The organism is Micromonospora noduli, assembly GCF_003264365.1.
Classification (GTDB): domain Bacteria; phylum Actinomycetota; class Actinomycetes; order Mycobacteriales; family Micromonosporaceae; genus Micromonospora; species Micromonospora noduli.
The window spans coordinates 26020-51536 of the sequence record NZ_PYAK01000032.1 but is presented as its reverse complement, the minus strand read 5'-3'; the positions used below and the strand labels follow the sequence as shown (position 1 = coordinate 51536).

The 25517-nt window shown below is 71.5% G+C and carries 17 protein-coding genes and 1 pseudogene; 6 read left to right on the top strand and 12 right to left on the bottom strand.

Going from position 1 to position 25517, the window contains the following annotated elements; genetic code table 11:
* The first annotated feature begins 238 nt into the window (after positions 1-238).
* The 4 genes from GUI43_RS22040 to GUI43_RS22025 all read left to right on the top strand — a co-directional run bounded on the left by GUI43_RS22040 (position 239) and on the right by GUI43_RS22025 (position 5121).
* The gene (locus GUI43_RS22040; RefSeq protein ID WP_211326743.1) at positions 239-2206 is read left to right on the top strand and encodes a serine hydrolase domain-containing protein; all 1968 of its coding nucleotides are present in this window, start codon (positions 239-241) and stop codon (positions 2204-2206) included.
* A gap of 41 nt (positions 2207-2247) precedes the next feature.
* The gene (locus tag GUI43_RS22035; protein ID WP_112699694.1) at positions 2248-3543 is read left to right on the top strand and encodes a sensor histidine kinase; all 1296 of its coding nucleotides are present in this window, start codon (positions 2248-2250) and stop codon (positions 3541-3543) included.
* Positions 3540-4196, top strand: coding sequence for a response regulator (locus tag GUI43_RS22030; protein ID WP_091399607.1), 657 nt, complete (start codon positions 3540-3542; stop codon positions 4194-4196). The genes GUI43_RS22035 and GUI43_RS22030 overlap by 4 nt, the downstream gene beginning before the upstream one ends.
* A gap of 127 nt (positions 4197-4323) precedes the next feature.
* Entirely contained in the window at positions 4324-5121 is a 798-nt protein-coding gene (locus GUI43_RS22025) for an SAM-dependent methyltransferase (RefSeq protein WP_091399609.1), read from the top strand.
* A 55-nt stretch (positions 5122-5176) separates the two neighbouring features.
* Here GUI43_RS22025 and GUI43_RS22020 read toward each other — a convergent pair whose 3' ends face one another.
* Positions 5177-5917, bottom strand: a complete 741-nt coding sequence (locus GUI43_RS22020) for a cellulose binding domain-containing protein (RefSeq protein WP_112603154.1) — start codon at positions 5915-5917, stop codon at positions 5177-5179.
* A gap of 318 nt (positions 5918-6235) precedes the next feature.
* On the opposite strand from GUI43_RS22020, the gene GUI43_RS22015 reads away from it, so the two are divergent.
* The gene (locus GUI43_RS22015) at positions 6236-7309 is read left to right on the top strand and encodes a hypothetical protein (protein WP_112699693.1); all 1074 of its coding nucleotides are present in this window, start codon (positions 6236-6238) and stop codon (positions 7307-7309) included.
* A gap of 37 nt (positions 7310-7346) precedes the next feature.
* Here GUI43_RS22015 and GUI43_RS22010 read toward each other — a convergent pair.
* Both GUI43_RS22010 and GUI43_RS22005 read right to left on the bottom strand, forming a co-directional pair.
* Positions 7347-8442 (bottom strand): annotated as a pseudogene (locus tag GUI43_RS22010) (winged helix DNA-binding domain-containing protein).
* Between the two features lie 124 nt (positions 8443-8566).
* Positions 8567-9823, bottom strand: a complete 1257-nt coding sequence (locus GUI43_RS22005; protein ID WP_112699692.1) for a phosphodiester glycosidase family protein — start codon at positions 9821-9823, stop codon at positions 8567-8569.
* Positions 9824-10182: 359 nt separating this feature from the next.
* Between GUI43_RS22005 and GUI43_RS22000 the strand changes: the two genes are divergently transcribed.
* Positions 10183-15702, top strand: coding sequence for an ATP-binding protein (locus GUI43_RS22000; protein ID WP_112699691.1), 5520 nt, complete (start codon positions 10183-10185; stop codon positions 15700-15702).
* Positions 15703-15771: 69 nt separating this feature from the next.
* Here the strand turns inward: GUI43_RS22000 and GUI43_RS21995 are convergent, their stop codons facing one another.
* The 9 genes from GUI43_RS21995 to GUI43_RS21955 all read right to left on the bottom strand — a co-directional run bounded on the left by GUI43_RS21995 (position 15772) and on the right by GUI43_RS21955 (position 25484).
* Entirely contained in the window at positions 15772-16233 is a 462-nt protein-coding gene (locus tag GUI43_RS21995) for a hypothetical protein (protein ID WP_112699690.1), read from the bottom strand.
* A gap of 156 nt (positions 16234-16389) precedes the next feature.
* Positions 16390-16968, bottom strand: a complete 579-nt coding sequence (locus GUI43_RS21990; RefSeq protein WP_249037817.1) for a sigma-70 family RNA polymerase sigma factor — start codon at positions 16966-16968, stop codon at positions 16390-16392.
* Between the two features lie 170 nt (positions 16969-17138).
* Positions 17139-18965: an ABC transporter ATP-binding protein gene (locus GUI43_RS21985; protein ID WP_112699688.1), complete on the bottom strand. Its 1827-nt coding sequence runs from the start codon at positions 18963-18965 to the stop codon at positions 17139-17141.
* Positions 18962-20668, bottom strand: a complete 1707-nt coding sequence (locus GUI43_RS21980) for an ABC transporter transmembrane domain-containing protein (RefSeq protein WP_112699687.1) — start codon at positions 20666-20668, stop codon at positions 18962-18964. The genes GUI43_RS21985 and GUI43_RS21980 overlap by 4 nt, the downstream gene beginning before the upstream one ends.
* A gap of 92 nt (positions 20669-20760) precedes the next feature.
* The gene (locus tag GUI43_RS21975) at positions 20761-21312 is read right to left on the bottom strand and encodes a gluconokinase (RefSeq protein ID WP_112588859.1); all 552 of its coding nucleotides are present in this window, start codon (positions 21310-21312) and stop codon (positions 20761-20763) included.
* Positions 21302-22531, bottom strand: a complete 1230-nt coding sequence (gene manD / locus GUI43_RS21970; protein ID WP_112588857.1) for a D-mannonate dehydratase ManD — start codon at positions 22529-22531, stop codon at positions 21302-21304. The genes GUI43_RS21975 and manD overlap by 11 nt, the downstream gene beginning before the upstream one ends.
* 31 nt (positions 22532-22562) lie before the next feature.
* The gene (gene dgoD / locus GUI43_RS21965; protein WP_112588855.1) at positions 22563-23711 is read right to left on the bottom strand and encodes a galactonate dehydratase; all 1149 of its coding nucleotides are present in this window, start codon (positions 23709-23711) and stop codon (positions 22563-22565) included.
* Positions 23712-23718: 7 nt separating this feature from the next.
* Positions 23719-24534, bottom strand: coding sequence for a carbohydrate ABC transporter permease (locus tag GUI43_RS21960; protein WP_112588853.1), 816 nt, complete (start codon positions 24532-24534; stop codon positions 23719-23721).
* The gene (locus tag GUI43_RS21955; protein ID WP_211326742.1) at positions 24531-25484 is read right to left on the bottom strand and encodes a carbohydrate ABC transporter permease; all 954 of its coding nucleotides are present in this window, start codon (positions 25482-25484) and stop codon (positions 24531-24533) included. The genes GUI43_RS21960 and GUI43_RS21955 overlap by 4 nt, the downstream gene beginning before the upstream one ends.
* Positions 25485-25517 lie beyond the last annotated feature (33 nt).

Sequence of the window (25517 nt, the reverse complement as noted above, 5' to 3'; positions counted from 1 at the left end):
TCTGCCCACCATCGGTGCACCCGCCCCTCCTCCTCAAGTCGTAAGCGCATTGCCGTCTCACGCCAGATGGCTCGGGGCGATCACTCGAACAGGCTTGTCCCAAGGCATCGGGTGACGCCGTACGGACCTGCTCCGGACACCCGTTCGCCAGGAAAGGCACTGGCAGACGATGCGCTCTCTTCCGCTTCACGCACCCGGTTCACCCCGAACCGCCCGGCCTCTCGTCCGACTCGGCGCGGTGCTGGCGACCGCTGTCGTCATCGCCGTGGGCGCCGCCGGCTGCGGCGCGCCGCAGCACAACCCCGCACCGCCCATCGATGCTCCGGCGGCACCCGCCGCAGCGAGCGGGGTGGGTTCGGCCCTGACCGACACCGACGTCAACGCCTGGCTCGACGGCCTGCTCCCGGCCGCGCTCGACCGTACCGACATCGCGGGAGCCACTGTCGCCGTCGTGGACGACGGCAAGATCCTCACAACCCGCGGGTACGGGTACGCCGACACCGGCGCCAGCGGGAACGCGGCCGTACCTGTCGACCCGGACCGGCATCTGTTCCGGATGGGATCGGTGTCGAAGCTCGTCACCGCCACCGCGGTGCTGCAACTCGTGCAGGACGGGAAGCTCGACCTCGACACCGATGTCAAGACGTACCTCGATTTCGAACTGCCGCTGCGCTACGAACGGGCCGTCACAGTGCGGCACCTGCTCACGCACACCGCCGGCTTCGAGGAGCGGATCGCCGGCCTCATCGGCACCGACGGCGGCGACCTCAACCTGCGCAGGTCCCTGATGACCGACCCACCGGAGCAGATCTACCAGCCGGGCACCGTCCCCGCGTACTCCAACTACAGCAACGCGCTCGCCGGCTACATCGTCGAACGCGTCAGCGGGACGCGCTTCGAGGAGTACGTCCAACGCAATGTCCTGGACCGCGCGGGCATGCCGTCGTCGACCTTCGAGCAGCCCCTCCCGGCGGCGCTGCGCGACCGGATGTCCAACGGGTACGACACCTCCACCGGGCCCGCCGCGCCGTTCGAGATCGTCGGTACGCCCCCGCCCGGTGCGCTGAGCGCCCCGGCGACGGACATGGCACGATTCATGCTCGCCCAACTCGGCGAGCCGGTGGGCTTCGCGCCCCTGCTGGACCAACCGACCCGCGCGCTGATGCAGCGGCCGGCACTGGACGCGACGTCGTTGGGCACGCTGGCCGACGGGCCCCGGATGACCCTCGGATTCTTCGCCGAGGACCGCAACGGCCACCGGATCCTCGGCCACGGCGGCGACACCAAGTACTTCCACTCCCACCTTCAGATCTACCCCGACGACCGGGCCGGCATCTTCCTGTCGCTCAACAGCAACGGCTCCGGCGCCCTCGACAGCCACGAGCTTCGCGAGTCGATCGTGAACGGCTTCGCCGACCGCTACTTCCCCGCCCGCGACGACCAGCCGACCGCTGGCGTGGACCCGGCGACCACCGCCAAGCACGCCGCGCTGGCCGCGGGCACGTACGAGTCCTCGCGAGCGATTGGCAGCAACTTCCTGACGGCGATCGGTCTGGTCGGTCGGACCACTGTCAGCGTCGCCGACGGTGACCGGTTGCTGGTGGAGCCGGGCCCGCTGTCGGACTCCCCCGCCCTCTACGAGGAGGTGGCGCCCTGGGTCTGGCGCGAGGTCGGCGGGCAGCGCACGATCGCCATGCGGGCGACCGACGACCGGGTCGAGGCGATCAGTTTCGACTCCGCGTTCGCGTTGCTGCCCGTCGAACCGGCCCGCGCATCCATGGTGGCCGTTCCGGTGCTGGCCCTGTCCACCGCCGTGCTGCTGCTCGCCGTCCTGTCGTGGCCGGTCGGCGCGATCGTCCGCCGTCGGCTGGGCCGTGCTCCCCGGGAGCGGGCGGGGCGCACCGCGCGGATCCTGAGCCGCCTCGCCGTCGCCGGCACGCTGCTCGCGTTCGCCGGCTGGGTGCTGAGCATCGGCAGCATCATGAGCCTGCAGGACGTTCCCGGGCCCGCCCTGCGCACCATTCAGGTGCTGCAACTGGTCGGTCTGCTCGGAGTACTGCCCGCCGCGGTCCGGCTGGTCGACGACGTGCGACGCCACCTCGGCTGGCGGCGGATCACCGCCAGCGGCCTGATCCTGTTCGCTCTCGCCGGCGCGGGCTGGTTCGCCGTGGAGTTCCACCTGCTCGCGCCTAGCATCTCCTACTGACCCGCCGACCCGGGACGATCCGGAGCAAGGATGCGCACCCCATGAGGGACCACGCCGACACCGAACCCGGCACACCGCGACTGACGAAGTGGCTCGACGGACGGCTCACCCGGTTCGGGGTGACCGGGGTGTTCCCACGGGACTGCCTGCTGGCCGCGGTGCTGACCGTCCTGACGTTCGTACTGCTCACCGCGCTGTTCTGGTTCGTGGCACCGGAGGACGGGGTGTCGTTCGACCCGGCGCGGGCCTGGCTGCTCGTCGCCATCTGCTGCGCGCAGGCGATGCTGCTGTGCCTGCGTCGGGTCCGGCCACTGCTCTGCCTCGCACTCGTCGTCGGCCTCCAACTGCCCATCATCGGCTTCTCCCTGCCCGAGGCGACCATCCGGGGCCTCGCACCGTTCGTCGTGGCGTACACCGTCGGGTCGTTGCTGCCGGTTCGGCGTGCACTGCTGGCCGTCAGCGCGGTCGTGGTGGTGGAGTCGATCGGGGCGGCCGTCGTGGTCACCCCGGATCTGCTGACTGCCATTGCGTACGTCTCGGCGAGCGCCCTGACCTACGCCGGCGCGACCTTCGTCGGCGGCTACGTGGCCACCTACCGGCGCTACGTCGAGTTGGTCCGGGTGCGGGCGGATGAGGCGATCCGGGAGCAGCGCACGAAGGTCCAGGCGGCGATCGGCGCGGAGCGCTCCCGGATGGCCCGGGAGTTGCACGACGTTGCGGCGCACCACCTCTCCGGCATGGTCGTTCAGGCGGCGGCGGTCGAGCGGCTGATCGACCGGGACCCGGCGGCCGCGAAGGCCGGCGTGGCCTGGATTCGCAGCCAGGGCAAGGAGACCCTGGACAACCTGCGGCTGGTCGTCGGTGTGCTGCGCGGCAGGCCCGGGCACGAGGGCGGCGACGGCGCCGCCCCGGTTCCGGGGCTGGGCATGCTCGACGATCTCGTCCGCACCGCAGGCAACCTCGCCGGCCCGGTGGAGTTCGTCCGGGAGGGCGAGCAGCGCGAGGTGCCGCCGATCGCCGACGTGGCGCTCTACCGGATAGCGCAGGAGTCGCTCAGCAACGCCCGCCAGCACGCCCCGGGCGCTGCGGCGCGGGTGGTGCTCCGCTTCGAGCCCCGCTCGGTGTCGCTGGAGGTGGTGAACGAACCCGCCGCGACGCGACGCGTACCGGCGGCACGGACCGGTGGCGTCGGCCTGGTGGGCATGCGTGAGCGCGCCCAGCTGATCGGGGCGACGTTCACCGCCGGCCCGACGGCGGCCGGTGGCTGGTCGGTCGCCGCGACACTCCCGACGAACGGCCCCGCCGCATCGCGGCCGAAGGAAGAGGCACCAGCATGATCAGAGTGATGCTCGTCGACGACCAGGCGGTCGTCCGCGCCGGCTTCCGCGTCATCCTCGAGCAGGCCGGCGAGATCGAGGTCGTGGCGGAGGCGTCGAACGGGTCCGCCGCCGTCGAGCTGGCCCGCCGGCTGCAACCGGACGTCATCTGCATGGACGTCCGGATGCCGCACGGCGACGGGCTCACCGCGACCCGGCAGATCGTCGCCGAGGCGACCGGGACGCCACCGGCGGTGCTGGTCGTGACGACCTTCGACCTCGACGAGTACGTCTTCGGCGCGTTGGAGTCCGGTGCCAGCGGGTTCATCCTCAAGGACTGTGAGCCCGAGGAGCTGATCGAGGCGATCCGCCGCCTGGCGAGCGGGTACGGGCTCGTCGACCAGGCCGTCACCCGTCGGGTGATCTCGGAGTTCGCCAGGCGTACGCCCGCTCCCCGCTCGGACGCGGCGGCGGCGCACCAGCTGACCGCGCGGGAGACCGAGATCGTGGAGCTGCTCGCGCAGGGCCTGTCGAACGTCGAGATCGCCGAGCAGCTCTTCATCGAGACCAGCACTGTCAAGTCGCACCTCGGTCGCGCCATGGCGAAGATCGGCGCACGAGATCGGCTACAGACCGTCGTGTGGGCGTACCAGAACGGGGTGGTCCACCGCTGACAGAGACCTGATCCCCTGCCTGGCGGCGTGGGTCCACCCCTGGTCGAGAGTGGACATTGCCGGAGTACGATCCCGGGCGTACCGCTGTGGTGACCTCCAGCTGACGACCCCTCGATAGGAGCCAGGCATGGCCGGCCCGGACCCCGAACTCGCTGCGAAGCTTCAGCCCGACGTGCCGCACGCGGCGCGGATCTGGAACTACTGGATGGGCGGTAAGGACAACTTCCAGTCCGATCGGGCGGCCGGCGACGCTGTCGCCGAGGTCTACCCGGAGATCGTCCTCATGGCGCAGCAGTCGCGCGTGTTCCTGGTGCGGGCCGTGCGTCACCTCGCGGCCGAGGCGGGCATCCGGCAGTTCCTGGACATCGGCACCGGCCTGCCCACCATGCAGAACACGCACGCGGTCGCCCAGGGCGTCGCGCCCGACTCGCGGATCGTCTACGTGGACAACGACCCGATGGTGCTGGTGCACGCGCGGGCACTGCTGGCCAGCACGACGTCGGAGGGTGTCACCACCTACGTCCCGGCCGACTACCACGACCCGGAGAAGATCCTCGCCGAGGCGGCGCAGACGCTCGATTTCGACCAGCCCATCGCCGTGATGTACATGGGCGTGATGGGCTACGAGCCCGACCTTGACGTGGTGCGCTCGATCGTCGGGCGCACGATGGACGCGGTGCCGTCCGGCTCACACCTGGTGCTCTGGGACGGCACCAACACCAGCCCGGCGGTGGTCTCGGGTGCCGAGCGGCTGGCGCAGAGCGGCGGAGTTCCGTACATCCTGCGCAGCCCGGAGGACCTCGCGAGTTGCTTCGACGGGCTGGTGATGGTGGAGCCGGGCCTGGTGCCGATCCCGCTGTGGCGACCGGAGGATCCCGACGCCGTCGGGATCGACGCCTACGGCGCGGTGGCCCGCAAGCCCTGAGCGACACGACGTCCGCCCCGCTCCCGCCGTCGCGCCGGAGCGGGGCGGACGCCGTTCACCGCGCGCACGTCAGGGTCAGGCCGTCCGGCACCGCGCTGGTCGTCACGAGCAGACCGAACGTGGTGGCCCCGTCCAGCGCCAGCGTCCCGTTGTAGGAGGCGTTGCGAACGGTGACGTCGGAGCCGGTCGACTCGGCCACCCCACCCCAGGCCGTGTGGACCTGCTCGTCACCGGACCACTGCCAGGAGACGCGCCACTGGTCCAGCGGAAGCGTCCCGGTGTTGCGGACCGTTACCGTCGCGACGAAGCCGCTGCCCCAGCGGGCGTCGATCGTGGCCGTCGCGCGGCACGAGGTCAGCGAGGCGGTCCGGGCCGAGGCGATCACGTACGGGTCCCGTCGGCCCTCGGCGTCGGTGAACCGGTACCAGTACTCCGTGTCGGGCGTGAGCCGATCAATGGTCACCGAGCCGTTGCGCTCCGGCCCGGAGACACCCTCGGCGACTGCGGCCCGCCACTGTTGGGCGTCCTCACGGCTGGTGAAGAGGCTGACGGTCATCGGCGGGTCGTAGCCGCAGGGTGGGCGGAAGAAGATGACGTACGAGATGGTCAGGCTCGTGGTGGTGGCCCCGGTCACGCTGGCGCTGATCGGTAGCGCTGGTGGGCAGGCCGGCGTCGGTGTCGCTGACGGCGTCGGTGTGGACGATGGCGTCGGCGTGGGTGTCGCTTCGGCGGCGGTGGTCGTTCCGGTCCAGGCGGCCAGCGCCATGGTCGTGACAGCGAGGAACATGCGAAGCATCGGAACCTCCGTAGTCAGCGGGCACCGATGACCGAGGTGGTAGCCGGTGCCGCGCTCGGGTTTCCGGTCGCCGACGAGGCTGCCCGGCACGGGTGACATGGTCACCTCGCGCGCCCCCGCGGACCGGAGAAGATCTGGTGCGCGCTGGCTCCCCGAGCACGACCGAACCACAGCATGACAGCCAGTGAGCATCGATACAAGACGATCCCGATGCCGTCGAACATCGTCCGCCTTCTCGTCGCCGCAGGGACACCCACTGGGTGCCCGAACCCCGGACAATCCATTGTGGTCTATTCATTCGGGACACGGGAGCACACCATGCTCGACGCAGGCAGCACAACCCGGCGACCCCGGGGATTGAGGGCACTGATCGCGGCAGGCGCGGCGGCGGTGCTGGCGGCCGCCGCGCTGGCCGCGCCAAGCCCCGCCGACGCCGCCGTCAGCCGGGCCGAGCTGGCCCTCCGCTGGGCGCCCATCCACTACCAGGACGTCGATGCCACCGGCAGCCACGCCCTGAGCGGTCAGTCGGACTACCTCACCCCTGTCGACTTCGACGGCAACCTGGACGGACGCGACAACTGGGAGCGGGCTGGCCAGGCAGGCACCGCACTCGCCGCGCACGTGTACTACTCCGTCGTGGAGACGAACACCCACTGGTACATCACGTACTTCTTCTTCCACCCCCGCGACTGGACCGACCACCCGTTCTTCGAGACCGAACACGAGAACGACGGTGAGGGCGCGCTGTTCGCGATCGAGCGCGACGGCTCCACGTACGGCGTTCTCCGCTCGGCTGTCACGGTCGCGCACAGTGACTTCTTCTCCTACACCCCGGCCGGCAGCACCTGGACCAGCGGCGGGGAGAGCATCGATGGCACCCTGCGGTTCCAGGCGTCACCGCACGACACGTTCCAGCACCCGGTCACGGCGCAGGAGGCACAGGGCCACGGCCTCAAGGCACACCCGCAGTACGACATCAACGGCGACGGCCTGGTCTACTACCCGTCGACCGTCGCCGAGACGCCGAGCAGCAGCAACGACCGCGACGTGCGGTATCAGCTGATCGACATCTTCGCCGCCGGCGGCCTGTGGGCGCAGCGGTCCAACGCGAGCCTCTTCGCCAGCCTGGGCACGTTCGCCGGTGACACGTCCGGCGACTGCGGCGTCGGCACCTGGAGCTGTTCGACCAACTCGGCCAACGCGCCCTGGGGCCGGGACGACGGCAACGACGCCCCCGCGCGTGGCGAGATCGCCAGCGACCCGGCGAAACTGTCGGCCGCGTACTTCACAGTGCCGGCCGGTCTGGCGCGCACCTACAGCTACAACCCGTACGCCGGCGCGGCGGCGGCGCTCGCCGAGGCGGCGAGGACGGCTCCGCCGACCGTCGACTGATCTCTTCGTCTCCCCGGCGTCGGACCGTCCTGGCCCGTCACCGGGGAGACGAACCGACCCGCACCCGGTCGCTCTCGTTGTCGGAGAGGAAGGACGCCAGCTCCTGCCCCTGCTCGGTCACGGCAGCCTGGTCCGCTCGGGAGAAGCCGCGGAGTGGGTTGACGGTCACCGTGCCCGAGTCGACGCTCCAGGTCGCCGCGACCCGGCCGTCGACGAGCACCACGCGCTCGCCGGCCACCGAGAGGAGACGGTGTGCGTCGTCGATGATCCGGCTGCGGTCGTCATAGCCGAGGATCGCGTTGTCGAACGCCGGCAGGAACCGCACCGGGGCGGGTGTCTCCGGATCGGGGCGCGGCGCGTCGGGGAGGTCGATCAGCTTCCGGCCACGCTCGTCGCGGAAGGTCACCAACTCGTCCCGCATGGCGGTCACCGCGGCGGGCAGCCCGGCGAGGCCGCACCAGGCCCGCAGGTCGGCCGTGGCCGCCGGGCCGAACGCGGCCAGGTAGCGGCGTACGAGCAGTTGGCCGACCGGGTCGGCGCCCGCCGTGGTCGGCGGGGCGATCTCCCGGCCGAGCCACGCGGAGAGCAGGACGTAGCGCGCGCCCCCCTTCGCCCGCCACAGCCCGCGGCGGGAGCTGGGTCATCGCAAGCAGCGCGACCGCCATCTCGCCCAGCACCCGTGGGCCCGGCGACGGCCAACGCTCGACGAGCGCCCGCCCGATCTCGGGCATCGAGCGGGGCTCACCGTCGGCCACCACCGCCCGCGCGGCAGCGGCGAGGTCGTCGAGGTCCACCCCGTCGAGCTCGCCGCGGTAGACCCCGAGCACGCGTTGGCGCAGCATGGCGTCGTGACGGGGTCGCCAGGCCACGGCGTCGTCGGCGACGAGCAGGTGGACGGTGCGGCGCATGAGGTGGGTACGCACCACGTGTCGCTGGGTCAGCAGGGTCGAGAGCACCGTCGGGTCGAACGCGCGCAGCCGCGACCACAACCCGATGAACGGCTCCTGCGGCTCCTGGGCCTGTAGGCCACCGAGGTGGGCGACCGCGTCGAGCGCCGGCAGGTCGGCGCGGTCGAGCAGCAACTGCCGGGCGAGCGTCGCGCGGTTGAGCGCCCGGGTGTCGAGAACGGTCATCCGGTCCCTTCGGTCGACCTCATTGTCCGACCCGGGCCGACAGTCCGGGTGCCCGGCGTCCCGGGTACGCGAATTCGCCCCGTCCGGCGGCACCGGGCGGGGCGAATTCGCGCGGGGGCACCGATCAGTGCCTGCCCACGAAGATCCCGATGCCGTTGGCAACCAGACGCTCCGTACCGTCGGAGGGACTGTTGCGGGCGGTGGCCGCGGTCTGGCCCGGCTCGCGGACGGCGACAGTGCTCGACCCGCCGCCGTCGAGGTTCACGGCGGCGTCCGCGCCGAGCGAGCGCATCAGGTCGGCCAGTTCGGCGATCGTGAACCCGGCGCTGGCCGGGGCGCGGCCGGCCAGCGCGACCAGGTACACGGTTCGACCGTCGGGGCTGACACCGGCCGCGCTGCGTACCGCGGCGGTCTTGGTGTCCAGACCGGCCAGCGGCGCACCGTCGCGCAGGATCGGCGCGCCACCGACCGCGAAGGTCAGCTTCGGCTTGCCGGCGGAGACGAGCTTCTCGCGCACCTGCACCCGGTCACCGACGGCGAGGTCGTCGAGCGCGTCCGCGCCGCCCTCCCGGCCGACCAGCACCTGGGTGTCGGCCGGGATCGCGCCCGCACCGGGCGTCGGGCCGACCGCTGTCACCACACCGTCGCGTACGGTCACCTCGTAGGTGTGGGTGCTGCACGGGTCGCTACGGCTCGTGTCGGTGCCGCAGGTGGACCGGACCCGGGAGGCGGTCCCCCAGTCGGCGGTGAACAGGCCGACGCCGTCGACCGGGAGCGCGTACTGGTTGAGGCCGCCCAGCGCGATCGTGCCCTTCGCGCTGCGTACCTCGCCGTCCAGGCTCAGGGTGTCGACGCGCGCCTTGCCGTTCACGCCGACGCCGAACACGTCCCGGGTCGAGGTGCCCGGGGCCAGGCCGGGGCCGAATCGCTGCGCGGTCGGCACCGCGAACTTCAACTCCTCGCCGTCGGCGATCTCCGGACCGGACGACGAGTAGGTCGGGGTGACGCCGGCGTGCGTCTCACTGTTGTTGAAGAAGTCGCCGTTGACGGCGGCGATGGCACCCTGCTCGTTCGTCATCGCCGAGACGACAGAGCGCTGCGCCACCGCGTCGGGGTGCAGCAGGTCGAGGGAGACCTTGTTCTTCCTCAGGTCGGCGGTGAGCAGGTAACCGACGGTGACGCCCCGGGGCGTGCTCACCTGGAACGAGCCGTACGTGACCCCGGGGGCGAGCTGCGCGGTCGAGGTGATGGTGATCGGGGTGCCCGTCGCGGGTACCGTGGCGGTCGCGGCATGGGCGACGCCGGCCGGCGTGACGAGCGCGGTGAGTCCCGCCGCGAGCAGCAGCGCCAGACGTGGGCGTACGAGGTGCGGTGCCCTCATTGCCGCTCCTTTCCTGGTGCGTTCCTGGCCTGGGCCGGGATGGTCGAGCCGGGCGGCGGTTGACCGGACCGGCGATGATCTTCCTGGTCAGCCGATCACCCGGGGGTGAACACGGGAGGCTGCGGACGTGAACCGCCCGCACCGTCTTGATCAACTGCCGGAGCGGCCGGGACGAGCCGACGGAGGCGGGCTCGGTCCCCGGGGGGTGCCAAAAAGTTTTGTGCACTTCCTACAACTGAGGGACGGTGGGTTCGGTGGTTGCGCCATAGCGCTGGCCGCCGCCACGCGGAAAGGTGATCACTGCTGGGAGCCGTCGTCTCCCGGCACGCAGGTCGAGGTCTAGCTAAGGGGTTCTTCGGGTGTTCAACCGTGTCGCCATCGTCAACCGTGGTGAAGCCGCCATGCGGCTCATCCACGCGGTCCGCGAGCTGGCCGCGGAGACCGGCATCCAGCTCGAAACCGTGGCTCTCTACACCGATGTCGACCGCAACGCCACGTTCGTCCGCGAAGCGGACATCGCCTACGACCTCGGCCCGGCCTCCGCTCGCCCGTACCTCAACCTGGCCGTGCTGGAGCGGGCCCTGACCGAGACCGGGGCCGACGCCGCGTGGGTCGGCTGGGGCTTCGTCGCCGAGGATCCGGCGTTCGCTGAGCTGTGCGAGAAGATCGGCGTCACGTTCGTCGGGCCGAGCGCGGACGCCATGCGCCAGCTCGGCGACAAGATCGGCTCGAAGCTGATCGCCGAGAAGGTCGGCGTGCCGGTCGCGCCGTGGAGCCGCGGTGCCGTCGAGACCCTCGCCGCCGCCACGGCTTCGGCGGCCGAGGTCGGCTACCCGCTGATGCTGAAGGCGACCGCCGGCGGCGGCGGGCGCGGCATCCGCGTGGTCAGGAACGAGGCCGAGCTGGTCGACGCGTACGAGCGCACCAGCCAGGAGGCGGCCCGGGCGTTCGGCAGCGGCATCGTGTTCCTGGAGCGCCTGGTCACCGGGGCTCGGCACGTCGAGGTCCAGGTGATCGCCGACGGGCAGGGCACCGCGTGGGCGCTCGGCGTCCGCGACTGCTCGGTGCAACGACGCAACCAGAAGGTCATCGAGGAGTCGGCGTCGCCGGTGCTCGACCCGGCGCAGGCTGCCGAGCTGAAGACGTCGGCCGAGCGGCTGGCCATTGCTGTCGGTTACCGAGGCGCGGCGACCGTCGAGTTCCTCTACCACCCCGGGGACCGGTTGTTCGCGTTCCTCGAGGTCAACACCCGCCTCCAGGTCGAGCACCCGATCACCGAGCTGACCACCGGGTTCGACCTGGTCAAGGCGCAGCTGCACGTCGCATCCGGCGGGCGACTCGAAGGTGCGCCGCCGGCCGAGCGGGGGCACGCCATCGAGGCGCGGCTCAACGCCGAGGACCCCGACCGCGACTTCGCCCCGTCCCCCGGCCGCATCGCCCGGCTGGACCTGCCCAGCGGCCCCGGCATCCGGGTGGACACCGGCGTCAGCGAGGGCGACACCATCCCGGCCGACTTCGACTCGATGATCGCGAAGATCATCGCGTACGGCCGTGACCGCGACGAGGCGCTCGGCAGGCTGCGCCGGGCGATGGCGAACACCACGGTGATCATCGAGGGTGGGGCGACGAACAAGAGCTTCGTGCTCGACCTGCTCGACCAGCCCGAGGTGATCGACGCCAGCGCGGACACCGGCTGGATCGACCGCGTCCGCGGCGAGGGCCGCCTCGTCACGCACCGCCACTCCGCTGTCGCCCTGGCCGCCGCCGCCATCGAGGCGTACGAGGAGGAGGAGCGCGTCGAGCGGCAGCGGCTGCTGTCGACGGCGGCCGGCGGGCGCCCGCAGGTGCAGCACGCCAGCGGCCGACCGTTGGACCTCAAGCTGCGCGGCGTCGCTTACCGCACCCGGGTGGCGCGGGTAGGCGCGCACCGGTTCCGGGTCGGCATCGAGACCGGCCCCATCGTGCGCACCGCCGACGTCGAGCTCGACCGCTTCGACCGGCACACCGGTCAGATCGTCGTCAACGGCATCCGCTACCGCCTGCTCACCGGCACGTACGGGCCGACCCACCTGGTCGAGGTGGACGGCGTGACGCACCGGGTCAGCCGGGACGAGGGTGGCGTCCTGCGCTCCCCGATGCCCGCGCTGGTCGTCGCCACGCCGCTGGAGGTCGGCGCGGAGGTCGAGGCGGGCGCGCCGGTGCTGGTGCTGGAAGCGATGAAGATGGAGACGGTGCTGCGGGCGCCGTTCAAGGCGCGGCTCAAGGAGTGCGCCGTGTCGGTGGGCAGCCAGGTGGAGGCCGGTGCGCCGCTGCTGCGCCTGGAGCCGCTCGCGGACGACGCCGAGGAGACCGCTGACGACCCGAGCACCGAAACCGTCGAACTGGACCTGCCCACCGCCACCGCGGACATCCCGGCGGACGAGCGCAGCAGGCGCGGCCAGGAGGACCTGCGGGGTCTACTGCTCGGCTTCGACGTCGACCCGCACGACGACCGTCGGGTGCTCGACGATTACCTCACCGCACGGCGGGCGGCCACCGAAGCCGGTCAGCGGCCCCTGGCCGCCGAACTCGACCTCATCGAGGTGTTCGCCGATCTCGCCGAACTGAGCCGCAACCGGCCGACGGGCGAGGACGGCGGCGCCGCGCACGTGCACAGCGCCCGGGAGTACTTCCACACCTACCTGCAGAGCCTCGACGTCGAGCGGGCCGGGCTGCCGGACGCCTTCCAGACCAGACTCGGCAAGGCGCTCGGCCGGTACGGCGTCACCGACCTGGACCGCACCCCCGCCCTCGAAGCCGCCGTCTTCCGGATCTTCCTCGCCCAGCAGCGCGCCTCCGCGGACGCGCAGGTCATCACGGCGCTGCTGCGCGCGTGGCTGCGGGAGACCCCGCCGGACGAGACGCTGCGCGAACCGGCCGGCCTCGCGCTGGAGCGGCTGATCGCCGCGACGCAGGTCCGCTTCCCCGTGGTCGCGGACCTCGCCCGCGGCGTGGTGTTCGCCTGGTTCGCCCAGCCGCTGCTGCGCCGCAACCGCGCCCGCGTCTACGCCGAGGTCCGTGGGCACCTGCGGCACCTCGACGCGCACCCGGACGCACCGGACCGCGCCGAGCGCATCGCCGAGATGGTGCGCAGCACCGAGCCGCTGGTCCGGCTGCTCGGCCAGCGGCTCGTCCGCGACCACCTCGACAACGCGGTCATGTTGGAGGTGCTGACCCGGCGGTACTACGGCAACCGGTCGCTCACCAGCGTGCTCACCCGCGAGGTCGCGGGCTGCACGTTCGTGGTCGCCGAACGCGCCGACTCCAGCGTGGTCTCCGCCGCGGTCAGCTTCGACGCGCTGGGCAGCGCCCTGCGCGGGTTGGCCGAGCTGGCCACCGGCGAGGACGCCGTCGACGCCGACATCTACCTCGGCTGGGAAAACCAGCCGGAGGACTTCGACGCGATGGCGGCCGCACTGGCCGAGGTCATCGCCACGCACCCGCTGCCGCCCCAGGTCCGTCGGGTCACCACCACCGTCGCGGGTCGCGGAGGGGCGGTGATGCACCACCACTTCACCTTCCGCCCGTCGGGCGCCCAGTTGACCGAGGACCGGCTGATCCGTGGGCTGCACCCGTACATCGCGCAGCGGATGCAGCTGGAGCGGCTCCACAAGTTCGACCTGACCCGGCTGCCGTCGTCGGACGAGGAGGTCTACCTCTTCCAGTGCGTGGCCCGGGAGAACCGCGCCGACGAGCGCCTCGTCGCGTTCGCGCAGGTGCGTGACCTGACCGAGCTTCGCGAGCAGGACGGCCGCCTGGTCGCGCTGCCCACGACCGAGGACGCCATCGCCGCCTGCCTCGACTCGATCCGCCGCGCCCAGTCGCGGCGGCCGTCAAAGACGCGCTTCAACACCAACCGCATCGTGGTCTACGTGTGGCCGCCGAGCGAGCTGACCCGCGAGGAGATGGAGATGATCGCCGGGCGGGTCCGCCCGACGACAGCGGGCGCCGGCCTGGAGGAGATCCTGTTCATCGCGCGCCAGCGCGACCGCCGGACCGGCGAGCTGACCAAGATCGCCGTACGGATCTCGTTCGACGCCGCTGGCGGCGCCGAACTGGCCGTCGGGGAGCCGCCGGTCGAGCCGATCGAGCCGCTCGACGAGTACCGGCTCAAGGTGCTGCGGGCCAGCAGCCGCAACACCGTGTACCCGTACGAGCTGACCGGTCGGCTCGGCGACTTCGTCGAGCACGACCTCGACGACGACCACGCCGCGCAGGATGGACGGTGCTCGTCTCCGCCCAAAACCGGCTCCGACTGCGCTCCGTCGCTAGTACCGGTGGACCGGCCGAAGGGGCGCAACAGCGCCGCCATCGTCGCCGGGGTGGTCACCACGCCGACCGAGCGCTACCCCCAGGGTGTCACCCGGGTGGTGCTGCTCGGCGACCCGACGAAGTCGCTGGGCGCCCTGTCCGAGCCGGAGTGCCGGCGCGTGATCGCCGCACTGGACCTGGCCGAGCGAATGCAGGTGCCGCTGGAGTGGTGGGCGCTGTCCGCCGGGGCCCGGATCTCGATGACCTCCGGTACGGAGAACATGGACTGGGTGGCCGCCGCGCTCAAGCGGATCGTCGAGTTCACCCAGGCCGGCGGTGAGATCAACATCGTGGTCGCGGGCATCAACGTCGGCGCGCAGCCGTACTGGAACGCCGAGGCGACGATGCTCATGCACACCAAGGGCATCCTGGTGATGACGCCCGACTCGGCGATGGTGCTCACCGGCAAGCAGTCGCTCGACTTCTCCGGTGGTGTGTCGGCCGAGGACAACTTCGGCATCGGCGGCTACGACCGGGTGATGGGGCCGAACGGGCAGGCGCAGTACTGGGCGCCGAACCTGACGGCCGCACGGGACGTGGTGATGGCGCACTACGACCACACGTACGTCGCGCCCGGCGAGGACGCGCCCCGGCGGGCGGTCACCACCGACCCGGCCGACCGCGACATCTCCGACTTCCCGCACGACGTGGCGGGCAGCGCCTTCGCCACCGTCGGGGAGATCTTCTCCGTCGAGTCCAACCCGGACCGCAAGAAGCCGTTCGACATCCGTACGGTGATGCGGGCCCTCTCCGACCAGGACCACCCGGTGCTGGAGCGTTGGGCCGGCATGGCGGACGCGGACACCGCTGTCGTGCAGGACGTCCACCTCGGTGGCATCCCGGTCTGCCTGCTCGGCATCGAGTCCCGGTCGGTGCCCCGGCACGGCTTCCCGCCCACCGACGGTCCGGACACCTACACGGCGGGCACGCTGTTCCCCCGCTCGTCGAAGAAGGCCGCGCGGGCGATCAACGCGGCCAGCGGCAACCGGCCGCTCGTCGTGCTGGCGAACCTGTCCGGCTTCGACGGCTCACCGGAGTCGATGCGCAAGCTGCAACTGGAGTACGGCGCCGAGATCGGCCGGGCGATCGTGAACTTCCGGGGGCCCATCGTCTTCTGCGTGATCTCGCGCTACCACGGCGGTGCGTTCGTGGTGTTCTCGAAGGCGCTGAACCCGAACATGACGGTGCTGGCGCTGGAGGGCTCGTTCGCCTCGGTGCTCGGTGGCGCACCCGCCGCCGCTGTGGTGTTCTCCGCCGACGTCAACGCCCGTACGGCGGCCGACGCGCGGGTGCGGGACCTGGAGGCCCGCACCGCCGCCTCGGCCGGCACCGAACGCGCCGCGCTGACCGCGGAACTCGACGAGCTGCGCTCGTCGGTGCGCGCGGAGAAACTCAGCGAGGTGGCCGCGGAGTTCGACAGGGTGCACAACATCCACCGGGCTGTCGAGGTCGGCTCGGTGGACGCCGTCATCCGCGCCGCCGAGCTGCGTCCGCGCATCATCGAGACCATCGAGGCCCGTCTGGGGTAGAGCGGCCGGAACGCCCGTACCACGTCAGCACCACCGGTCGTCGACCGGTGGTGCTGACCATATGGCGGTCTAGCTGAGCGCTGCGTTCAGCGCGACGGCGACGGCGAGCCAGACAATGACCGTGCCGATACCGACGCCGAGCATGGCGAGCGCCTTGACGGCGGGTGTCATCCGGGTGTGGGCGACCGTCAGGTTCGCCCAGACGCCCAACACCCCGACGAGCGCGCCCAGGATGCCACCGACGGTGAACAGCAGGATCGGCAGCAGAACCAGGATGCGCAGGAAGATCGGCATGGGGGGCCCGGTCCGGTGCTGCACACCGTTGACCTCCACTGTCGGGTAAGGGTCGGCGAGAACGCTGCGTACCGTGGCCTGGACGACACCACCGTCCACAGTCGGCAATGCGTAGCGTCTGCCCGTCCTGGGGGCCGGCACTCCGCCGACGGTGACGGCAGGGTGGCCAAAGAATGCCTTGGTGGCGATGACGATCGGGCCAGCTACGCCGGCGATGTTGAGCGGTTCGGTGTTCACCGGCGTGATCTTAGGAAGCCGGGTACGCCCCGTCCATCCCGCTGACCGAGCGGGGGGTGCCGCCCGCAGCCCTCGGGTCAGGTGGCGTGTCGTAGCAGCTCGTGGATGAGCGAGACGACCTCGTCGGGGGCACACTCACGGCGGCAGCATCCACCCTCAGCCGGTTCGTCGCCCGTGGCCCGGGTCGGTGTCAGCCTGCCAGGCGGCGACGAGGTCCTCGCGCGCCCGGGCGACCCGGGAACGGATCGTGCCGACGGGGCACTGGCAGACGTCCGCCGCGTCGGCGTAGGACAGGCCGAGGACCTGGGTGGCGACGAACGCCTCGCGGCGCTCCGGGGTCAGTCCGGCGATCAACTGGTGCAGGGTCACGCCCTCGTCGGCACCGGCGGTGATCGCACCGGCGGCCTCGGCCGCCGCCTGCCAGTCCGGCACCGACGCCATCCTCGGCCGGGCCACCGCCGTCCGGACGTGGTCCACGGCAACGCGCCGGGCGATGGTGAACACCCAGGTACGGGCCGACGAGCGGCCGGCGAAGCCGGGCAGGTTGCGAATCGCCCGTAGGAACGTCTCCTGGGTCAGGTCGTCGGCCTCTCCCGGCCCGGCCAGGTGCGACAGGAACCGCCAGACCTGGTCCTGTAGTGCCCGGATGAACGCAGTGGCGGCCTGCCCGTCACCCTGGCCCGCCTCCCGTGCCCACCGGGTCACCTGGTCGTCGTCAGCGACGCCGTTCCGCACAGACCACCGTCCTGTGTGCCACGGGCGCTCCTTCATGCCGAGATGCCGTCGTCGGAACGCCGCCGGTCGGCCGCGCACTCTGGTGGTCGCCGGCCGGTCCGGAAAAGTTCCCGAGGTTCCCCCGTTCGACTGATCTCGCGGATGTCCGAGGTGACGGGAACCGCTGCCGCTCAGCTCCAGACGGGCTGGTCCGCACCCTCGCGTTCTCTCGGGACCACGGGGTCGGGCATGCTCCACGAGCGCCACAGCTGGCTGTACCCGCCCCCGGCTCTGAGCAGCTCGGCGTGCGTGCCGTGCTCGGCGACGCGCCCCTGATGGAGGACGACGATGCGGTCCGCGGTGGCCGCCTGGCTGAGTCGGTGGGCGACGATCAGCGTGGTACGGCCCTCGGTGGCCGCCACGGCGGCGCGGTCGAGGTCGCGTGCGCCGGCGCTGCCCGCCTCGGCGGTGGCCTCGTCGAGGACCGCGACGGCCGGATCGGCGAGGACGAGGCGGGCCAGCGCGAGTTGCTGGGACTGGGCGGAGGTGAGCTGCCGCCCACCCTCCCCCACCGCTGTGGCGAGGCCGTCCGGCAGGGTCCGCACCCACTCGGTGGCGCCGACGAGGTCGAGGGCGGCGGCGATCTCGGCGTCGGTGGCGTCGGGGTCGGCGAGGCGCAGGTCGTCGGCGAGCGGCCCGGCGAAGACGTGCACCTCCTGGCTGATCAGGGCGATCTCGCGACGGAGGCGGTGCTCGTCGAGCTGTGTCAGCGGCACGCCGCGCAGGGTCACCGCGCCGTCGGTGGGCGCGATGATGCCGGCGATGATGCCGGCGAGGGTGCTCTTGCCCGCGCCGCTCGCGCCGACCAGGGCGACGCGCTCCCCGGGGGCGAGACGCAGGCCGATGTTCCGCAGCACCACCGGCCCGTCGTCGTAGCGGTGCTGCCCGACTGTCACCTCCAGTGCCGCCGGTACGCCCCGGTCGTGGCGGTTGGGCTCGGTGCCGACGGGGGTCGCGGTGTCCGGGAGGGTGGTGACCCCGACGAGTCGGGCCAGGCTGGCCCCGGCCTGCAACACCGAGTCCGACTCGAACAGCAGCAGGCCGATGGGGTTGAAGAGGCGGTGGAAGTAGAGGGCGGCAGTGGTGGCGGCGCCGACGGTGACCAGGTCACCGCAGACCAGCAGGAAGCCGGCGAGCAGCACGGCGGCGAGCCCGACGAACTCGGAGCGGTTGATGCGCAGGCCGAAGCGGGTGTAGAGACCGAAGATCTCCAGCGACAGGTCGCGGGCGACGCCGGAGCGCTCCGCGATCCGCGCGACGTGGGCGTCCTCCATCCGGTAGGCGCGCACGGTGGCGGCGCCCCGCAGCGCCTCGGCCGTGGCCTGCGCGCGCTCGCCCGTCGCCACCCGCTCGCGGGCGTAGTACGGCACCGACCGTTTGAGGTACCAGCGCAGCGCCACCGCGTACGCCGGGGCCGCGGCCAACCCGGCGATGCCGAGCCGCCAGTCGAGGGCGAAGAGCCCCGCCGCGGTCAGCACGACGGACAGCAGCGCGCCGAGGAAGGCGGGGCCGCTGGTGGCGATCACATTCGTCACCACTGCCACGTCGTCGCCGGCACGGGCCACCAGGTCCCCGGTCCCGGCTCGCTCCAGGGTGGCCGACGGCAGGTGCAGGGCGCGGTCGAGGACCCGTTCCCGGAGTCGGGCCAGCACTGTCTCGCCGAGGCGCGCGGCGACCGCCGCTCCGGCCGCGGTGAGGAGCCCCGCGAGCACGGCGGCGCCCGCGATCACGCCGGCCCAGGCGATCACCCGAGGCGTGTCGGTCCCGGCGATGACGTCGTCGACGAGACGACCGAGCACCCAGGGGGCGACCAGCCCGGTCGCGGCGGCGACGACCAGCAACGTGCCGGCGACGGCGCTGAGCCCCGGCAGCAGGGCCAGCTCGGTGCGGAGGGCGGCCCAGGTCTGCCGGCCGGTGGCCGTCGGCAGCAGGTGCCGGGTGATCGGCTCGGACGTCATCGCAGGGTTTCCTCCCGGTAGCGGGGGTCGCTGGCGAGTAACCGCTCGTGCGGACCCTCGGCGACGACCCGTCCCCGGTCGATCACCGCGACCCGGTCGGTGATCCGCAGCAGCGCCGGGCTGGTGGTGATCACAACCGTGCCGCGGGTGCCCGCCCCGCGAGCCTCGGCCAGCCTGGTGGCGAGCAACCCCTCGGTCACCGCGTCGACAGCCGTGGTGGGGTTGTGCAGCACCAGCACCGGCGGGTCGGCGACGAGCGCCCTGGCCAACCCGATCCGTTGCCGCTGCCCACCGGAGAGGTTCGCGCCGCGTTCGGTGAGCAGACGGTCGAACCCGTGCGGGTGCGCAGCGAGCACGTCCTCGGCCGCGGCGGCCCGTACGGCGGCACGCAGCACCTCGTCGTCGACGGAGGCGCCGGCGCTGAGGTTGTCCCGCAGCGTCCCCTCGAACAGCGCCACGTCATGCTGCTCGACCAGGACCACTGCGCGCGCGGCGTCGATGTGCAGCTCGTCGGCGGGCACGCCGTCGACGCGGAGCGTCCCCCGGTGGTCCGCGCGGGGCACCCGGCCGGCCAGCAGCGCCACCAGCGCCTCGGCCTCGCTCGGGTCGTAGGCGAGCACGCCCAGGATCTCACCGGCGCGGACGCGCAGGCTGACGTCGTCGAGGCCCGCGTACGAGACCCCGTCGAGGGCGAGGCGGGACGGGCTCGGGGTGGGCGGCCCGGCGTCGCCCGGCTGGACGACCGGCGCGGCGCCGAGGACCCGGGCGACCCGCCCCGCAGAGGCTCGGGCCATGGCGAACAACTGGACGCAGTACCCGAGCGTCTGCACCGGCTCGGCGATGAACTGGGCCAGCCCGACCACGGCGACGAGCTCGCCGATGGTGAGCCGGCCCTGTAGTGCGAGCCAACCGGCGAATCCGGCGACCGTCGCGAGGAAGAGGCCGTTGACAGTGGTGGTGAGCCCGAGGTGCAGACCCTTTGTGGTGGCGGCGCGCAGGGTGACGTCGAGCGCGTGCCGGCTGGCTCCCGCGTACCGGCGGGCGGCGTGGTCCTGTGCGCCGATGCCGCGCAGCACGCGCAGGCCGCTGACGAGGTCGACGGCAAGGGCGGTCGTGGCGGCGAGCGCCTCCTGCTGCGACGTGCTGCGCCGGGTGAGCAGCGGCGCCATCCGCTGGAGGGCGACGACCAGCAGGGGTACGCCGATGAGCACCCCGAGGCCGAGAGGAATGTCGACGACGAGCAGCGCGACGGCCGCGACCACGATGGCGGTGAGCGCCGCGGCGGTGAGTCCCGCGACCCGCACGACGAGCGCGGACAGCTCGGCGTCGGAGGCCGTCACGGAGAGCAGTTCGCCGTCGCGCATGCCCGACCGGCGTCCGCGCGGGTCGAGGGCGCTGCGGACGATCTCGACCCGGGTGGCGTGCGCCTCGTGTTCGACGGCAGCGAACGCCAGTCGTGCGCCGGCCCGGTAGGCGAAGGCGAGCACTGTGAACAGGGCGGCCAGGGCTGCCAGCGAGAGCAGCAGGGCGCGGACGTCCCCGGTGGCCACCGCACTGTCGATGACCACGCCGATGGCCACCGGGACGAGGGCTTCGGTGGCCTGGTGGGTGCAGAGCAGCGCGATGCCGCCGGCCACCCGGGCGCGCTGTCGACGCAGCGCGCGACGGAGCACCACGCCACCGGTGGTCTCGGCGACTGTCATGCTCGGATCGATGAGGGCACGGCGACAGACTCCACTATGATTAGGGCAGGCTAACCTAACATGCCCGAAGTGGCGTTGGACGCGCGGTCCCGCTACTCCCCCACCGGCACCGAAGCCGGCAGACCGAGACCCTTGACGGCCGCCGCGACCAGGGCCTCCGGGGGCAGCGAGACATCGAGTACGAGCACCGACTCGTCCGGCTCTGCCGGTTCCAGCGTGGCGAGCTGCGACTCCAGCAGACTGGCCGGCATGTAGTGCCCCTCGCGCCGGGCCAGTCGGGCTCGGATGACCTCCGCCGGCCCGTCCAGGTGCACGAAGTCCACAGGGAGGGGGCCCTGACGGAGCACATCCCGGTACGACCGCTTCAAGGCCGAGCAGGCCAGCACCGTCGAGCGGCCCTCCGCGCCGCGATCGGCGATCCACCCGGCGATGTCCCGCAGCCAGGGCCACCGGGTGGTGTCGTCCAGCGGTACGCCGGAACGCATCCGCGCCACGTTCTGCGGGGAGTGGAACTCGTCCGCCTCGGCGAACGTCAGCCCCGTCGCCGCGCCGATCCCGCGCGCCACAGTGGTCTTGCCGGCCCCGGAGACACCCATCACCACGACATGCCGGGTGGGCCGGGCGCCGCGCCGCTCACCAGTCATGAACCGTGCCGTCCTTCAGTCGGTTGAACGGCAGGTACGCCGGCTCGTACGGGAACCGGGCCGCCGCCTCCTCGTCGAGCTCCACCCCGAGCCCCGGCTGGTCGCCCGGGTGCAGGTAGCCGTCGGTGAAGGTGAACGACTGCCGGAACACCTCGTTGGCCAGCGGGGTGTGCTTCATGTACTCCTGGATCCCGAAGTTGTGGATGGCCAGGTCCAGGTGCAGCGCCGCGGCCATGCCCACCGGGGAGATGTCGGTGGGGCCGTGGATGCCGGACTTGATCTGGTACTGCGCGGCGAAGTCGAGCAGCTTGCGCATGGCGGTGATGCCGCCGGTGTGGGTGACAGCGGACCGGACGTAGTCGATCAGCTGCTCCCGGATCAGGGTCTGGTAGTCCCAGACCGTGTTGAAGACCTCACCGATGGCCAGCGGGGTGGTGGTGTGCTGGCGGACCAGCCGCAGCGCCTCCTGGTTCTCGGCCGGGGTGCAGTCCTCCAACCAGAACAGGTCGTACGGTTCGAGGGCCTTGCCGAGCTTGGCGGCCTGGATCGGGGTCATCCGGTGGTGACCGTCGTGCAGCAGCGGCAACTCCGGGCCGAACTCGCCGCGCACCGCCTCGAAGACCGACGGCAGATGGCGCAGGTACGCGCGGGTGTCCCAGTCCTCCTCGGCGGGCAGCGGGGTGCGCTGGGCGGGCTCGTAGTCGTAGCGCTGGCCGGTGGAACTGGGTTGCGCTGCCACGCCGTAGACCGCGTTGATCCCCGGCACCGAGGTCTGCACCCGGATCGACCGGAAGCCCTCGTCGAGGTGGCGACGGATCGAGTCGAACAGCTCGGGGATGTCCCGCCCCGACGCGTGCCCGTACGCCATGATGCCGGTGCGCGACGCGCCGCCCAGCAGTTGGTACAGCGGCATGCCAGCTGCCTTGGCCAAGATGTCCCACAGCGCGACGTCCACCGCGGCGATGGCCGCCATGGTGACCGGGCCCCGCCGCCAGTACGCCGACCGGTACAGGAACTGCCAGGTGTCCTCGATCCGGTGCGGGTCCCGTCCCATCAGCAGCGGGGCGACGTGGTCGCGCAGGTACGAGGCGACGGAGAGCTCACGGCCGTTGAGCGTGGCGTCGCCCAGACCGGTGATGCCCTCATCAGTGGTGATCTTGAGGGTGACGAAGTTCCGGTCGGGGCTGGTCACGATGATGTCTGCTGCGACGATCTTCACGGGGTGCCTTTCGTTCTTGCCGGTCGGGGTCTCACCACTCCGCGTAGGAGCCGTCGGGGTGCCGCCAGGTCGGGCTGCGCCAGGCGTGCCCGCGCTTGTCAGCGGTCCGCACGGCGTGTTCGTCGATCTCGATGCCGAGACCTGGCGCTGTCAACCGCTGCACGTACCCGTCGACGAAGGTCAGCGGGGTCTGGTCGAGGCAGTAGTCGAGCACCTCGGCCCCCTGGTTGTAGTGGATGCCGATGCTCTGTTCCTGGATCAGGAAGTTGGGTGTGGCGAAGCCGACCTGGAGGCAGGCGGCGAGGGCGATCGGCCCGAGCGGGCAGTGCGGGGCGAGCTGCACGTCGTACAGCTCGGCCAACGTGGCGATCTTGCGAACCTCGGTGATGCCGCCGGCGTGCGCGAGGTCCGGCTGGGCCACGGCGATGCCGGCCTGCAACACGGGCAGGAACTCCTGCCGGCTGTAGAGCCGCTCCCCCGTCGAGATGGGGGTGGTGGTGCAGCGGACGGCCTCACCGATCAGGTGCGAGTTCTCCGGCACCACCGGTTCTTCCAGGAAGAACGGCCGGTACGGCTCCAGCAGCGGGGCGACCCGCCGGACGTTGGCGAGGGTGAACCGACCGTGGAAGTCGACAGCGACGTCGCGGTCGTCGCCGAGGACCTCGCGGGCGACGGCCACCCGCTGCACCACCGCGTCGAGGTCGGCGACCGAGGCGAGCGCGCCCATCCGCCCGGACGCGTTCATCTTCACAGCGGTCAGGCCCGCCTCTATCCGGGCGCTGATCTGGTCGCGGATCTCGGCGGGCTCGTCACCACCGATCCAGCCGTAGACCCTGATCCGGTCCCGGACCGGCCCACCGAGGAGCTGGTGCACGGGAGCGCCGTAGTGCTTACCGGCGATGTCCCAGAGCGCCTGGTCCAGACCGGAAACCGCGCTGGCCAGGATCGGGCCACCCCGGTAGAAGGACCCCTTGGTCAGCACCTGCCAGTGGTCCTCGATGCGCAGGGCGTCCCGACCCGTGAGCAGCTCGCTGAGTTGGTGGACGGCCGTGCGCACGGTCTCGGACCGGCCCTCGCAGGTCGCCTCGCCCCAGCCGACGATGCCGGACTCCGTCTCGATCCGGACGAACAGCCAGCGGGGCGCGACCAGGAACGTCTCCACCTTCGCGATCGTCGTCATGTCCCGGTCAGCCCTTCGTGGCACCGGCGGTGAGGCCGGAGACGACGTACTTCTGCACGAACAGGGCGATCAGCATGATCGGCAGGGTGACCACTGTCGCGGCGGCCATCAGGCCGCCCCAGTCGATGCTGGCGTAGCCGACGAAGTCGAAGATCGCCACGGGCAGCGTCTTGGTGTCGGAGCCGGAGAGCACCAGGGCGAACATGAAGTTGTTCCAGGAGAAGATGAACGAGAGGATGCCGGCGGTCGCGACGCCGGGCACCGACAGCGGCAGGGTGATCCGCCGGAACGCGCCGATGTGGGTCAGCCCGTCGACCAGCGCCGCCTCTTCCAACTCGGTCGGCAGGCCGTCAAAGTAGCCCATCATGATGTAGACGATCAGCGGGAGCGACACGAACATGTGGCTCAGGATCAGCACGCTGAACCCGCCGACCAGCTTCAGGTTCGAGAAGACGTAGTACCACGGCACCAGCAGCGAGACGCCCGGGATCACCCGGGCCATGAGCACGACGAGCGCCGACTTCTTCATGTTGAAGCGGCTCATCGAGTACGCGGCGGGCACCCCCAGCAGGAGCGAGAGCGTGGTGGCCGCGAACGCCACCCAGAGGCTGTTGCCGATGAACTCGAGATAGTTGGCCTGCTGGAGGACGGTCTCGTAGTTCTTCAGGCTGGGCGAGAAGACGAACGCCTTTGCGGTGTCGTAGATGTCCACGTTGGTCTTGAACGACGCGGCGATCATCCAGAGCAACGGCGCCATCAGCGCGAACACCACGACGACGAGAGCCGAGTTGCGGAACACCCGGTACGGCTTGCTCGGCTTCATCGGCCCAGCCCCTTCTTGCGATAGGTGAGGGCCCACATCACCCCGATGATGATCAGGAAGAAGATGATGAGGACGGTCGAGGAGACGCCGTAGTCGTTGTAGTCGAAGCTGAGGCCGTACGCGTACACGTTGAGGGTCTCGACCTCGTGGAACGACCCGCCGCCGCGCCCCTTGGTGGCGTAGAGGATGTCGAACGTCTTCAACGCGTCGATGCCACGCAGCAGGATGGCGACGATCACCGTGGGCATCAGCAGCGGGAGGGTGACGTGCCGGAACCGCTGCCAGCTGCTGGCGCCGTCGATCCGGGCCGCCTCCTGGGGCTCGTCGGACAGCGAGGTGAGCCCGGCGAGCAGGATCAGCACGACCATCGGCGTCCACTGCCAGATGTCGATGAACATCGTCGTCGGCAGGGCCGAGTGCTGCCCGGCCAGCCAGGGCTGGGGGCCGATGCCGATCCAGCCGAGCAGCTGGTTCGCCATCCCGATGTTGGGGTCGAAGATCAGGCGCCACATCATGCCGACCGCCACCGGGGTGGCCACCAGCGGCAGGAGGATCGCGACGCGGACCCACTTCTCACCGCGGAAGGGCCGCCACAGCAGCAGGGCGATCGCCATGCCGAGAATGACCTCGAAGAACAACACGACGCCGGTGAAGAGGACAGTGCGCCAGACCGCCGGCCAGAACCGGTCGGTGTCGGTGAGCACGTCGAGGTAGTTCTGGAAGCCGATGAACTCGGACTCGGCGCGTACCGAACCCTCGGCGTCGGTCAGGCTCAGGTACCCGGTCCACGCCACCGGAAAGATGATCAGCACGGCGACGAACGCCATGGCGGGTGCCGCGAAGAGCCACTTGCGGTGTTCGTTGGCCCAACGCGACCAGGCCGACGTCGTATCCACTGACGCCGCGGGGGCCTTGGGCGAATCAGTACGGGGGGTGAGAACGGCTGACATTGAGAACTCCGGGTTGGAGGGGTCAGGTCCCGG